The organism is Mesobacillus sp. MER 48, from assembly GCF_023714225.1.
Lineage (GTDB): Bacteria > Bacillota > Bacilli > Bacillales > Cytobacillaceae > Mesobacillus > Mesobacillus oceanisediminis_A.
Genome location: NZ_JAMAUR010000001.1, coordinates 547,268 through 561,174, shown reverse-complemented (window position 1 = coordinate 561,174; position 13,907 = coordinate 547,268). Strand labels below are relative to the sequence as shown.

Annotated in this window: 14 protein-coding genes; 12 read left to right on the top strand and 2 right to left on the bottom strand. The window is 45.4% G+C overall.

Going from position 1 to position 13,907, the window contains the following annotated elements; translation table 11 throughout:
• Window positions 1-11: 11 nt before the first annotated feature.
• From msrA to M3593_RS02820, 3 genes are read left to right on the top strand one after another with little or no spacing between them, the layout of a single operon-like run.
• Complete coding sequence (gene msrA / locus M3593_RS02830) at window positions 12-551, top strand: peptide-methionine (S)-S-oxide reductase MsrA (RefSeq protein WP_144479891.1); 540 nt, start codon at window positions 12-14, stop codon at window positions 549-551.
• A complete protein-coding gene (gene msrB / locus M3593_RS02825) occupies window positions 548-982 on the top strand; it encodes a peptide-methionine (R)-S-oxide reductase MsrB (RefSeq protein ID WP_144479889.1) in 435 nt (144 codons plus the stop codon). The genes msrA and msrB overlap by 4 nt, the downstream gene beginning before the upstream one ends.
• Window positions 983-1,013: 31 nt before the next feature.
• Window positions 1,014-1,514: a PTS sugar transporter subunit IIA gene (locus tag M3593_RS02820; RefSeq protein ID WP_144479887.1), complete on the top strand. Its 501-nt coding sequence runs from the start codon at window positions 1,014-1,016 to the stop codon at window positions 1,512-1,514.
• Window positions 1,515-1,534: 20 nt separating this feature from the next.
• Here M3593_RS02820 and M3593_RS02815 read toward each other — a convergent pair whose 3' ends face one another.
• Together M3593_RS02815 and M3593_RS02810 are read right to left on the bottom strand one after the other, a co-directional pair.
• On the bottom strand, window positions 1,535-2,140 hold the full coding sequence (locus tag M3593_RS02815; protein WP_251540603.1) for a DUF502 domain-containing protein: 606 nt from the start codon (window positions 2,138-2,140) through the stop codon (window positions 1,535-1,537).
• 126 nt (window positions 2,141-2,266) lie between these two features.
• Window positions 2,267-3,361, bottom strand: coding sequence for an SGNH/GDSL hydrolase family protein (locus M3593_RS02810; RefSeq protein WP_144479884.1), 1,095 nt, complete (start codon window positions 3,359-3,361; stop codon window positions 2,267-2,269).
• Between the two features lie 237 nt (window positions 3,362-3,598).
• Between M3593_RS02810 and M3593_RS02805 the strand changes: the two genes are divergently transcribed.
• The 9 genes from M3593_RS02805 (at window position 3,599) to M3593_RS02765 (ending at window position 13,891) form a co-directional block, all read left to right on the top strand.
• Complete coding sequence (locus tag M3593_RS02805) at window positions 3,599-3,760, top strand: YjcZ family sporulation protein (RefSeq protein ID WP_144480049.1); 162 nt, start codon at window positions 3,599-3,601, stop codon at window positions 3,758-3,760.
• Between the two features lie 201 nt (window positions 3,761-3,961).
• Complete coding sequence (locus tag M3593_RS02800; RefSeq protein ID WP_251540602.1) at window positions 3,962-5,428, top strand: NAD(P)/FAD-dependent oxidoreductase; 1,467 nt, start codon at window positions 3,962-3,964, stop codon at window positions 5,426-5,428.
• Window positions 5,429-5,519: 91 nt separating this feature from the next.
• Window positions 5,520-6,500: a S66 family peptidase gene (locus tag M3593_RS02795; protein ID WP_251540601.1), complete on the top strand. Its 981-nt coding sequence runs from the start codon at window positions 5,520-5,522 to the stop codon at window positions 6,498-6,500.
• Between the two features lie 513 nt (window positions 6,501-7,013).
• A complete protein-coding gene (locus tag M3593_RS02790) occupies window positions 7,014-8,375 on the top strand; it encodes an aspartate aminotransferase family protein (RefSeq protein WP_251540600.1) in 1,362 nt (453 codons plus the stop codon).
• Complete coding sequence (locus tag M3593_RS02785) at window positions 8,376-9,068, top strand: CoA transferase subunit A (protein ID WP_251540599.1); 693 nt, start codon at window positions 8,376-8,378, stop codon at window positions 9,066-9,068.
• The gene (locus M3593_RS02780; protein WP_144479874.1) at window positions 9,053-9,718 is read left to right on the top strand and encodes a 3-oxoacid CoA-transferase subunit B; all 666 of its coding nucleotides are present in this window, start codon (window positions 9,053-9,055) and stop codon (window positions 9,716-9,718) included. Before M3593_RS02785 ends, M3593_RS02780 begins: the two co-directional genes overlap by 16 nt.
• A gap of 13 nt (window positions 9,719-9,731) precedes the next feature.
• Complete coding sequence (locus tag M3593_RS02775; RefSeq protein ID WP_144479872.1) at window positions 9,732-11,000, top strand: peptidase; 1,269 nt, start codon at window positions 9,732-9,734, stop codon at window positions 10,998-11,000.
• Window positions 11,001-11,130: 130 nt separating this feature from the next.
• Window positions 11,131-12,468 carry a 4-aminobutyrate--2-oxoglutarate transaminase gene (gabT, locus tag M3593_RS02770; protein WP_251540598.1) on the top strand — a complete coding sequence of 446 codons (1,338 nt, stop codon included), beginning with the start codon at window positions 11,131-11,133 and terminating at the stop codon, window positions 12,466-12,468.
• A 1-nt stretch (window position 12,469) separates the two neighbouring features.
• Window positions 12,470-13,891, top strand: coding sequence for an aldehyde dehydrogenase family protein (locus M3593_RS02765; RefSeq protein ID WP_251540597.1), 1,422 nt, complete (start codon window positions 12,470-12,472; stop codon window positions 13,889-13,891).
• The last annotated feature ends 16 nt before the right edge of the window (window positions 13,892-13,907 follow it).

Sequence of the window (13,907 nt, the reverse complement as noted above, 5' to 3'; positions counted from 1 at the left end):
GAGGTGGAATCATGAATAAAGGAAATCGGGCGCTTGCGACATTTGCCGGAGGCTGTTTCTGGTGTATGGTGAAGCCATTTGATGAGCAGCCGGGAATCTACAGTGTTGTGTCGGGCTATACAGGAGGCACGAAGGAAAACCCTACATATGAAGAGGTCTGCAGTGAGACTACCGGCCATTATGAAGCTGTGCAAATTACATTTGATCCGGAGGTATTTCCTTACGAGGAGATTCTGAATTTATACTGGCAGCAAATCGATCCGACCGACCCGGGCGGACAGTTTTATGACAGGGGCCAATCATACCAGACCGCCATCTTCTATCATGATGAAGAACAGAGGCAGCTTGCTGAAGAGTCGAAAAGGAAGCTTGGTGAGAGCGGACAGTTCTCGAAGCCAATTGCGACAAAAATTCTGCCGGCGAAGACCTTCTATCCTGCTGAGACCTATCATCAGGGTTATTATAAAAAAAATCCGGAACGATATAATGCTTATCATAAAGGTTCAGGACGTGAAGCTTATATCCGGGAACATTGGGGGAGTAGAAAATGAAAAAGAATCAAGAAGATTTACAGAAAAGGCTGACGCCGATGCAATATGAAGTGACACAAAACAATGGGACAGAACCACCATTCCGGAATGAATATTGGAATGACCTGAGGGAAGGGATTTATGTAGATATCGTCTCAGGAAAACCGTTATTCAGCTCCCGGGATAAATATGATGCGGGCTGCGGCTGGCCGAGCTTTACAAAACCAATCCAAGAGGAAGAAATCATCGAAAAACAGGATTTGAGCCATTTCATGGTCAGGACCGAGGTGCGGAGCAAAAGTGCGGATTCCCATCTAGGACACGTATTCGATGATGGTCCGGGTGAAAATGGACTGAGGTATTGCATCAATTCAGCAGCGTTGAGGTTTGTTCCGAAAGAAAAGCTGGAAGAAGAAGGTTATGGTGAGTTACTAAAACTGTTCCAGGATTGAACATAAAAATACGCAGGAAGGAATGGTACCTATGTTTAAAAAGTTGTTTGGAAAAAAGGAGGAACCAATTAAAACAATCAAGCTTCTGGCACCAATTACCGGGAAAGCAGTCGATCTGAATGAAGTTCCTGATCCTGTTTTTTCTGAAAAAATGATGGGTGACGGTTTGGCGATTAAACCGGAAGATGGCATAGTTGTTGCGCCGGTAGACGGTGAAGTCATCCAAGTTTTCCCTACAAAACATGCGGTAGGGATCAGGGCTAAAAACGGGGCAGAGATTCTCATCCACATTGGGCTGGAGACGGTTTCCTTAAATGGTGAAGGCTTCGAAACACATGTGAAGCAAGGTGATCAGGTAAAGGCAGGGGATAAACTTGTATCCTTTGATATAGGGATCATCAGTGAAAAAGCGAAGAGTACTATAACCCCAATTATCATCACTAACACCGACCAGGCATCCTCATTAGAGAAATTGACTGAAAGCAATGTTGAGAAAGGATCCACTCCAATTCTTGAAGTGACCTTTGAATAGAAAACAGCCGCTGATTTATGTCAGCGGCTGTTTTGTTTCACATGTTTCTCTCCGTTTGAGGAAGTCATTCCTCCTGAAAGGATGAATTTCATTGCATCCTCAGGTTTTACATCGAGAATTTCGATGTCTTCTTTTGGAATCAAGAACGTAAAACCGGCAACTTGAAAAGTTTGAGGTACATAAACGGCAATATGACCTGATAATGGTTCATGAAACGCCTGAAGGTTCTCAGAAGTAATGAAACCGAGACTTTTCATGTTTGTTCCTGGGATCGTAACCAAAGCCACTTTTGAAAAGGACTTTTTATCCCCGAGAAAAGAATGGACAGTATCTTTGATGACAGAATAAATCGTTTTGACCAAAGGGATTTTTTCCAGAAGTCTGTCAACCAGCCTAATGATGCTGCCTGTAATGAACCGGGTCGACAGCCAGCCGAGGAATGTTATCAAAACCAATGTTGTCAACAGGCCGATACCTGGAATATAGCTTTCTTTTAAATGGGGCTTCAGCAAATTTCCAAGCAAACTGTCCAAAAACATAAAGGTTTTATAAATCACATAGATCACGAGTATGATCGGGACAATGGTAAGGATGCCGTTAATGAAATTTTTGAATATACTTCTCATAGTATCTCCTTCAGGAATTATTGCTGCCCTGCAAAAAGCTTCCCAAGTCACGGGACATTCATACAATTTGCTGTTAAGGTGGGCATATAGAAAGTATCATACACTTTCCTTTAGGAAATTTCTATATTATTTTTCTTCATCGACAGCGACGATGATCGAAGAAATCTGGATCATCGATATGTCACTTTTGTTATGCAAGGATGCCTCTTTTAGCGTTTCAAAACGGACCGTATGATGACCGTTCTCAAGGCCGCTTGCTATATATAAGAACCGCTCCCGTGAGAACGGCCACCAGGTAGAAAGGGTACTTACATAATTACCGTCTATATAAACTTTGACCATTCCACCGTCCTGGCTTCTTATTGCTGTCACCCCGAGAATGGAGCCCTCAAACTCATATTCCAGAAAATCCCCGGGACGCTTGCTTATATTTATACCATTTTGCCTTCGGAACCCTTTACGGGCAGAGAAATGTTTTTTTTCAGACAGAGAGATTGCTTGATTCCTGGTCAAGGGTTTAGGATATCCGGCAATATCCCTTTCCTTTTGGATATTATCTTTGATCAACTCCAGAATAGAGTACGCATAAAGTTGATATCCTTTTCCATTCGGATGCACCATATCAGTCGTCAGCTGTTCTGTCAGCATGCCAGATTCCTTGAAAGGAATTCGCATGTCTAATGGCTTAGCGCCGTAATGGTCAGAAACTCTGTTAATTGCGTCAGCAAATTCCTCCTGCTTTAAAGGATTCTCGATGATCGTGATCACTTCAGAGTTGGGATATCGCTCTTTTGCTTTTCTGATCAGTCTCTCATAGAAAAAAGTGAATTGCTCAGCGTCCATATATTTACGATCATTTTCGCCAAAAACAATAAAAATGAGGTCGACATCACTGAATTTTGGGGCTTTTTGCAGTTTGTATAATCCTTCAAAAGCAGTCGCTCCACTCTGGACAATACTATTTCGGCGTGCCCGGGATCCGCTGAAATCTTTTAGAAGCACCTCGAACTGGCTGTACCACCTAAGGTCTTTGCTTTCTGCTCCAGCACCCCGCCCAATACTGTCACCGATAATCAGGTAATTGATCGACGAACCGGCGGAGATTTTTTCATAAACATTTAAATCCTCGGACAAGTAATGTTCTGATTGAATCGCTAAAAAGGAAATCACTGCGGCCGTAAGGAAAAATAAGGTTAAAATTTTTTTAGCGTTAGATTTCATACTTGGCTGTACCCTCCGGACATTGGTTGCTATTATTCCATTTTAACCTTTACCCGCCATGAATGAATTGAAAAGTCGGCATGGCTGTGAAAAATGATAAATTAAAAAAAATAGGCTAATGCACAAACGGGTCAAGTACCCATATCATACCGTAAAGGGAAAGCAATTCAAAAACAAACGAGGAGTGGTTTTTAAATGTACGGATATGATAATGCCCCAATGCCTGTAACTGCCCCAATGGCAACAGCTCCAACTTATGGCACTTTCTGTGGCGGAGGTTACCCATATGCAGGAGTCGCAGGTGCTGGCTGTGGTTACGGATACGGCGGTTTTGCATTGATCGTTGTTCTGTTTATCTTGTTAATCATCATTGGTGCTTGCTGCAGCTATAACTGGTAAAAATATAGCAATTTAAAACGCTTTTTAAATAGTTTGCGAGGCTGTCTGCTAACAGACAGCCTCTTAATATGCCCCCGGTTTAACACGAACATTTATTTTGCTTTTATTATTTATAGTTCGTGTTTTGGTTGACTGCGTGGGTGTTATTTGTTATATTTACCATTGGTTAAGCAAAAAACTGATAATGGCGGGGGATGCAGAATGAAAACAAACTATGATGTGATTGTCGTTGGAGCAGGTCCAGCAGGGATTTTCACTTGCTATGAATTATCGTTAAAGATGCCTGAAGCTAATGTTCTGTTAGTGGATAAGGGACATGATATTTATCGAAGGAACTGCCCGATTTTACAAAAGAAAATTGAAAAATGCCCGCCGCCAGCTGGGAAAAAGGATTTTGCAGGATGCCTGCCGGCGTGTTCGATCACCAATGGTTTCGGCGGTGCAGGTGCCTATTCAGATGGGAAATTCAATATAACAAGTGAATTCGGCGGCTGGATGACGGATTACCTGCCTGATTCAAAAGTTGTCGAACTGATAAAATATGTAGATGAGATCAATCTCAAGCATGGTGCAACGGAAAGTATAACTGATCCAATGACAGATAAAGTCCGTGAAATCGAACGAAGAGGTTATGCCGCTGGCTTGAAGTTGCTCAGAGCCCAGGTTCGCCACCTTGGTACAGAACAGAATCTTGAGATTTTAAAGGATATCTTTGAATACTTAAAAGAAAAGGTGGATATGGCGTTCAAGACAGAAATCGAGGATTTGATTACTGAAAAAACGCATGACGGCCATAAAGTCACAGGTGTTGAGCTTAGGAACGGGGAAAAAATTTATGCTGATAAAGTAGTAGTTGCCCCGGGCCGTGACGGCTCCAAATGGCTGACACAGCTTTTGAAAAAAAGAAGGCTTAAGATGATCAATAACCAGGTCGATATTGGCGTCCGCGTCGAAACATCCAATGTCGTCATGGAGGAAATAAATGAACATCTATACGAAGGAAAGTTCATTTTCAATACCTCAGTAGGGACCAGCGTTAGGACATTCTGCAGCAATCCATCGGGACATGTAGTTGTCGAGAACCATTCCGGAATCATGCTTGCAAACGGCCACGCCTATAAGGATCCAAAGCTTGGAAGCAACAACACGAATTTTGCCTTGCTCGTGTCCCATACATTCTCTGATCCGTTCGATAAACCGAATGAATACGCGCATGAAATATCCCGTTTGGCGAACAGCCTTTCCAACGGCGGGCTGATTGTGCAAAAATACGGAGATATTTTAAAGGGCCGCAGGTCAACGGAAAAAAGAATCAAAGAGGGATTCCTTGAACCTACCTTAAAGGAAGCAGTACCTGGAGATTTAGGTTTGGTCCTTCCGTATAACACCCTTAAGAGTCTTGTGGAAATGACGGAAGCATTGAACCAGGTTACGCCTGGACTTGCTTCTGAACATACGCTGTTCTATGGAGTTGAAGCGAAGTTCTATTCAGCACGGCCGAAGCTGAATGACAAGTTTGAAACAGAAATAAGCGGCCTGTATGTTGGCGGAGACGGTGCCGGCATCACTCGCGGACTTGCACAGGCAAGTGCCTGCGGAGTCTGGATTGCAACAGACATTATCGAGAAGTCAAAAACGGGACGAAAAACTGAGCCTGCACTTGTATAGATCCTGAGAACAAATTGAAAGACCAGAACATGCTTACACCCTGCCTTTTCTTTGATAAAATAGAAGATATCATTGAAGAGGCGGGGAGAATATGTTTGCACCCAAGTTAGTGCCTGGGGATGAGATTCGGATCATCGCACCAGCGACAAGCATGATCATTCTGAAGGGAGCTCAACTAGACCTGGCTGTTGAGAGATTGACGCAGCTGGGCTTTAAGGTGACGTTTGGAAAGTATGCAGATGCTCATGATGAGTTTTTCAGTTCTTCGATTGAGGAACGGATCGAGGACTTGCATGAAGCATTTACCGACCCGAATGTAAAAGGGATTTTAACGGCCATAGGCGGATACAATTCCAACCAGCTGCTGAAATACATAGACTATGATTTGATCGCTTCCAATCCGAAGGTTTTTTGCGGCTACAGCGATATTACGGCGTTGCAGCTGGCAATCTATAAGAAAACCGGGCTTGTAACATACTCAGGCCCACATTTTTCAACCTTTGGCGTGAAACATGGGTTGGAATATACATTGAATTCTTTTTTGGATGCAGTTACAAATGATGCACCATATGAAATTTCTCCTTCTGAAACTTGGTCAGATGACGCCTGGTATCTCGAACAGGAAAATCGGACGTTCCACGAAAACGATGGCTATATGGTCATCCGGGAAGGAGAAGCAAGCGGGAAGTTGATCGGCGGCAATCTTAGCACAATGAACCTGCTTCAGGGTACAGAATTCATGCCATCCCTGAAAGACAGCATCCTGTTCATTGAAGATGATGAAGAAAGCCATTCAAGAAGTTTTGACCGGGATCTCCAGTCACTTCTTCACCTACCAGACGCAGCCTCAATAAAAGCTCTATTGATTGGCCGTTTCCAAAAGAATTCCAATGTCACAGAAGAGGCATTAAGAAAAATCATCTTGAGTAAAGTAGAATTAAGGAATATACCGATCATCGCAAATGTCAATTTCGGACATGTCCAGCCATTTGCCACCCTGCCGATCGGGTCATTCGCTACCGTTAAGGCAGCCAGTGACAAAACTGAAATCTTTATCGAACAAGACGAATAGTTCATGATGGAGGCACCTTTTATAATGGTGTCTTTTTTTGTTATTTTTCTGTTGTACTATGGAGCACTTTGAACGGCATTTTATGAAAATTGAAACCGGAGCGGTCCGAAGTTCAGACCGCTTTTTGTGCATTAGGACCAAAGTTGTCCGAAGCAGCCCTGAGTTCGGCCAGCTTTTCGTGTATTGCCGCCAAAGCTGTCCGAAGCAACCCTGGTTTCGGCCAGCTTTTTGTGCATTACCCCCAATGCTGTCCGAAGCAAGCCCAAGTTCGGCCAGCTTTACGAGTAGTACCCCCAAAGCTGTCCAAAGCAAGCCCGCGGTCGCATTTCAAATAGTATAACCGCAGACTCCCTAAATGCAGGCTAGTACCGGACTCCATAAAAAATCCCCCTCACGTTAACGCCCTAGGCTGTATGGCGTAATTTTTTCATATATAAGAAAGATTCCCGTTTTGTTTTCATACAATTTACAGAATGTCCATTTGATTTTAATTGCGGTGAATGGAGTGAAATTATGAGGTCGTCCTATTTAATCAAACCTGCCCTGGATGAGAGCTATCCTGAGATTGACTATGGTAAAGGCATCTACCTTTTTGACAAAGACGGGAAGAAGTATCTTGATGCTGCATCCGGGGCTGTAACGGCAAACATCGGTCATGGAGTTCCGGAAATCATTCTTGCGATGTATGAACAGTCCAAGCGAGTTTCATTTGTCTATCGCTCTCAGTTCACCAGTGAGCCGGCAGAAAAGCTGGCTGAAAAAATTTCTGATTCATTGCCTGCTGACCTGAACTGGAGTTTCTTTGTAAATAGTGGGTCAGAAGCGACCGAAACCGCTTTGAAAATTGCAATTCAGTACTGGCAAGAGAAAGGGATGAAGTCAAAAATCAAAATACTTTCTAGATGGGTCAGCTACCATGGTATCACGCTTGGTGCACTCTCGATGTCAGGACATCCCGGAAGAAGAGCGAGGTTTGTGCCATTGCTCGAGGAATTCCCGACGATTTCGCCTCCCTACTGTTATCGCTGTCCATACCAAAAATCAGCGCCGGAATGCGGTTATTTATGCGCCATGGAGCTGGAGGGGGCAATAAAAAGGATTGGAGCTGACCATATTGCCGCATTTATTGCAGAACCTGTGATTGGTGCAGCCGGCGGAGCGATTTCGCCACCGGAAGGGTACTACGAAACAATTAAAAAGATTTGTGATGAGAACAATATATTATTTATCGCAGATGAAGTAATGACAGGGTTTGGCAGGACTGGGTCGATGCTGGCAATGGAGCATTGGAATATCATTCCCGATATTGTCGCCCTTGGCAAGGGGATGGGGGCTGGTTATGCACCAATAGCAGCGACCGTTGTAAGTGACCATGTGATGGAACCGATCCTGAAGGGTTCCAAAGTGATCATGAGCGGTCACACTCTAAGCGCAAACCCTCAATCATGTGCAGCAGCTTTGGCTGTTTTGGAATACCTTGAAAACAATCATATTTTGAAAGATGTAGAATCGAGGTCTGTTTATCTCAAAAATAAGCTCGATCGCCTTAAAACACAATTCACTTTTATCGGGGATGTGCGGGGAAAAGGGTTGCTTCTTGGTTTGGAGTTTGTCAAATTACCTGCAGCGAAAATTCCGTTCGACCAGAGTGTAAAACTGACGGAGCTGGTTGTCAGAACTGGCAGGGACCACGGGATATTGCTGTATCCTGCGGCGGCAGGCCTTGATGGGCTTTCAGGTGACGCGGTTATCATCGCACCCCCGCTTACAATCACGAAGCGTGAAATTGACGAACTGATTGCCCTTTTGAAAACAACATTCGTTGAAGTATATAAAACACTGGGATTTCCTTTTGAAAATGGAGTTGAAGAGTAGATGGAAAATCCATTTGGAAAAATTGCTGCGCTTGAGCAGGCAATGGAATATTTCTATGACGGAATGACCTTGATGTTTGGCGGGTTTGGAGGAGTCGGTTCTCCTCCAGCCCTGATAGATGGCATTCTGGAAAAGAACATCAAAAATCTTATGTTGATAGGAAATGATACAGGCTTTCCGGAAATCGGCATCGGTAAAATTGTCAGCCGCAGGAGGGCCAGGAAAGTGATTGCCTCTCATATCGGCTCGAATCCTGTTGCAGGCGACCTGATGACCAGAGGGGAAATGGAGGTCGAGTTCTCGCCGCAGGGCACACTTACGGAACGTATAAGGGCAGGTGGAATGGGGATTGGCGCTATTTTAACAGATGTTGGGGTCGATCATGATTTCGTTGCAAAGGGCAAACAAAAGCTGACCCTTAACGGCAAAGAGTATTTAATTGAAACAGCGCTGACGGCAGATGTGGCAATTGTCTATGCCAAAAAAGCCGATCCATACGGAAACCTGGTTTTCGATAAAAGCGCGAGGAATACGAATCCGCTTGTGGCGATGGCGGGGAAGTTCACAATTGCCGAGGCTGAAGAAATTGTTCCGCTTGGCAGTCTGGACCCCGAGGAAATAGTGACGCCCGGTGTGTTCGTGGATATGGTGATTCCATCTTGTGGGGTGAATTGGAAATGGGCATGGGAATAGATGTCAGGAATAGAATGGCGAAGCGGGCTGCCGAGGAGATTACATCCGGGATGGTAGTCAATCTGGGCATTGGAATTCCTTCTCTTGTTCCTAACCACCTGCCACGGGAAACACAGGTAATGTTCCATGCCGAAAATGGGATAGTCGGAATGGGCGCATCCCCTGAAAAGGGATGGGAAGATGAAAATTTATGCAACGCGGGCGGGTTCCCGGTTACGGTCGTTGCAGGTTCTTCTTATTGTGACAGTGCGGTGGCATTCGGAATGATCCGACGCGGGCGGGTTGACCTTACCATACTGGGTTCTTTGCAGGTAAGCCAAAAGGGAGACCTTGCGAACTGGATTGTCCCGGGCAAAAAAGTGCCGGGAATGGGTGGGGCGATGGAACTGGCACAAAAGGCCAGGAAAGTTGCCGTGCTGATGAACCACACAGATAAGAACGGGGTGTCCAAATTGGTGAAGTCATGCTCCTTGCCATTGACTGCGGCAAACTGTGTCGACTTGGTGATCACCGACCTGGCAGTTTTTAAAATAAATGAAGGCTCCATGATTCTCTCTGAGCTTTTTGCGCCATATACCATTGCTGAGATTACTGCTAAAACAGCCTGTGATTTCTCGATCGCGGAGGATCTTCGGGTTATTGATTATTAAAGGGGTTGATATCGTGCAATCTGCTGAGGAAAAGGTGCGGAAATATATTAAGGAAAACAGAATCAAGGGAACACGCCTATTGCAAAAAATGGTACAGGAGCCAAGTACGAGGGGAGAAGAAAGTGGAGCACAGGCTGTAGTGATTGAAAAATGCCGTGAATTAGGCTTTGAAATGGATATTTGGGAAATCGGAGGTGACGGATTGTCTGGCCACCCGGCGTTTTGCTCTGATCGCAGCAACTTCAAAGGCAACCCTAATGCGGTAGGAATCATGAGGGGGACGGGCGGAGGAAAGTCGATGATCCTGAATGGCCATATCGACGTTGTACCCGCTGGTGACACCAAGGATTGGGATCGGGACCCTTTCAGCGGATATATTGAAAGCGGCAAGCTTTTCGGCCGGGGGTCGACGGATATGAAGGGCGGAACTGCTTCCTTGCTGATGGCGATGGAAGCTATAAAGAATTCAGGGATCAAGTTAAAAGGAGATGTCATTTTCCAGAGCGTAATCGAAGAAGAAAGCGGCGGTGCCGGGTCGCTTGCTGCAGTCTTGAGAGGTTATAAGGCGGATGCCGCAATCATTCCGGAACCAACAAACATGAAGCTTTTTCCTAAGCAGCAGGGGTCCATGTGGTTCAGGATTTTAGTTAAAGGCAAAGGTGCCCATGGCGGCACAAGGTATGAGGGAGTCAATGCGATTGAGAAGGCGATGCAGGTGATTGATGGACTGAGAAAACTGGAGACGGAAAGAAACGAGAGAATAACAGATCCGTTTTTTAAAAGTATTCCAATACCAATTCCAATCAATATCGGCAAAATTCAGGCTGGCGACTGGCCATCCTCTGTTCCAGACCTGGCGATCATTGAAGGCAGGATGGGGGTTGCGCCGAACGAAACCCAGGAGGAAGCAAAACGGGAAATGGCTGCAGCCTTATCGCAAGTAAGCAATGCTGATACATGGCTTGAAGAAAACAACCCTGTGCTAGAATGGTTCGGCGCAAGCTGGCTGCCGGGCGACCTGGATCCAGAGCATGAACTGATTCGAGACTTATCCGAAAGCTATAAAGGTGTCAAAGAACAGGAGCCTTTAATTGAAGCCTCCCCTTGGGCGACAGATGGCGGAATCCTTTCAAAAGTCGGCGGAATACCGGTTGTGGTTTTTGGGCCTGGGGTAACTGAAACGGCACATCAGGCAAACGAATATATCAGGCTTGAAGATGTATTTGAAACCGCCGAAATCATTGCCCTCACTTTGCTTAAATGGTGTGAAATCAGTGAATAACAGCTTTTTACTGGCATTGGGGTGAAGCAAGTATTATAAAGCTTTTAAACAATGAAGTTAGAAATGAAAGCAGACTTGTAAAACCTGTGTCAACCAAACTGCCATCATTTCAATTAGGAGGAGTCAAAAAGTGGGAGATATTAAGATCAAAACAGCCATTCCCGGTCCCAAGGCGAAGGCTTTGCTGGAAAGAAAAGAGAAGAATATTCCTGTTGGTCCATTTAATACGATCAAATCTTTTGCCGAAAGTGGCGAAGGTGCCCTGTTGACCGATGTAGACGGGAACACATTCATTGACTTTGCAGGTGCAATCGGCACCCTCAATGTTGGACATTGTCCGCCAGAGGTTGTAAATGCGCTCCATGAACAGATTGACCGTTATCTTCACCCATGTTTTCATGTGATGATGTATGAACCTTATATTGAACTGGCTGAAGTGCTGAACAACATCACGCCTGGAGACCATGATAAAAAGACCTTTTTTCTCAGCACGGGTGCAGAAGCAGTTGAGAACGCGATAAAGATCGCCAGGAAATTTTCCGGCAGAAAAGGGATCATTTCCTTTGAACGGGCATTTCATGGCAGGACGTATATGGCAATGTCACTGACAAGCAAGGTCAAACCGTACAAGTACCAGTTCGGCCCATTTGCACCAGAAACCTATAAATGGCCTTACCCTGTATATTCACAGGAGAAAAGCATGTCCCCCGATCAACTGGATGCTTATATCCTGAAGAAGTTTGAGACATTTTTCCAGAGTGAGGTGCCAGGCACGGAAATTGCCGCGGTCATCATGGAACCCATCCAGGGTGAAGGTGGATTTAACATACCATCAAAGCCCTTTGTGCAAGGTGTGAAAAAGATATGTGAAAAGTATGGAATCCTCTTTATTGCAGATGAAATCCAGACAGGTTTTGGCAGGACAGGGAAGATGTTCGCAATGGAACATTACGGAGTGATACCTGATCTGATGACCATGTCAAAATCGATCGCAGCCGGACTTCCAATCAGCGCGGTGACTGGACGGGCCGAAATTATGGATTCAGCCGGCATTGGAGAAATTGGCGGAACATATGGAGGAAGTCCTCTCGGTTGTGTTGCAGCGATCGAAGTCGTTAAAATGATAGAAGAGCAAAAACTTCTCGAGAAAGCAAACTTTTTTGGAGATAAGTTTCAGGAGAGATTCGGAGGGCTGGCAAAACAGTTTTCGGAGATTGGTGATATCCGGTCATTAGGAGCAATGTGCGCAATCGAATTTTTCGATGAAAATGGGCTGCCGAATGGACAGATTGTTAAGGAGGTGCTTGCGAAGGCTCATCAGCGCGGATTGATTTTAATGAGCGCTGGCCTTTATGGTAACGTCATCAGGCTTCTCGCTCCGCTTGTCATAACAGACGGGCAGATGGAGGAAGGGTTTGATGTCCTTGAATCCGTGATTTTTGAATGCTGCAAGCAGCAGGAGGGATAAGATGAAACAGAATTTATGGATAAATGGAGAAAGTGTGGAAACAGAAAATTACCGTCCACTGTTAAATCCGTATACAGGTGGACAAATAGCCGAAGTAGCAGAGGCTGCCAAAGAAGATGTAATAAGAGCGATTGACTCTGCAGCTGAAGCTGCGAGGGGCATGGCGGAAATGGATGCCCATAAACGTGCCGATATCCTTCGGAAAGTGGCCGATTATATCCAGGAAGACCGTGAAGAATGTGCAAGACTGATCGCTGAGGAATCCTCCAAACCATTGAAAGCGGCCCGGGCAGAGGTCGACCGGACTGTTATGACCTATACATTCGCCTCGGAAGAAGCCAGAAGGATCCAGGGAGAAACCATCCCGATGGATGCTGCTCCCGGAGGAGAGGGACGGATCGCCTATACTGTAAAGGAGCCGCTTGGCGTCATCGCTGCGATTACACCATTCAATTTTCCAATGAACCTTGTAGCCCACAAGGTGGGGCCTGCGATAGCAGCAGGAAATACAGTCGTCCTGAAGCCCGCGAGCCAGACGCCGTTATCAGCTTATAAAATCGCCTCATACTTCCATAGGGCAGGATTGCCGGCAGGTGCTCTTAATGTAGTGACAGGCAGCGGGAAAAATGTGGGCGACGCCCTGATTGCCGATGATCGGGTAAAAAAAGTGACCTTTACCGGAAGTCCTGCAGTCGGTAAGTATATTCGTGAAAATGCTGGATTGAAAAGGGTAACGCTTGAACTGGGCTCAAATTCGGCATTGATAGTCGACGAAGGAACGGACCTTAGTAAGGTAATACCAAGAATCGTGACGGGTGCCTTCTCAAATCAGGGGCAGGTATGCATTTCGATTCAACGCATTTACGTGCATGAAACTATTGCCGAGGATTTTGTTTCACAATTCGTTGAAGAAGCGGGCCGTCTTAAAGTGGGAGACCCTCTGGATGAAGAAACAGATGTAGCTGCAATGATCAGTGCGGAGGATGTGGAAAGGGCCCAGTCCTGGATCAGTGATGCGGTGGGAAATGGAGCCGAACTGGTCCTTGGAGGAGAAAGTGAACAGCAGGTATTAAAGCCGACTGTGCTCCTCAATGCAAAACCGACTGATAAAATTTCCTGTGAGGAAGTCTTTGCGCCAGTTGTCCATATCAACACGTTCATGGACTTTGATGAAGCAATCACTGAGGTCAATGAGTCGCAGTTCGGCCTTCAGGCAGGTGTTTATACAAATGATCTTCAAAAAGCCTTCAGAGCAGCCAGTAATCTGCACGTCGGCGGCGTGATGATCAATGATATTCCTACTTTCCGGGTTGACCATATGCCATATGGCGGTGTCAAACAAAGCGGGACTGGAAGAGAAGGGATCAAGTATGCTGTCGAAGAAATGACTGAACTGAAGCTTGTTTCATTCAAATTGGATTGAACCGTCAGCCTGGCCT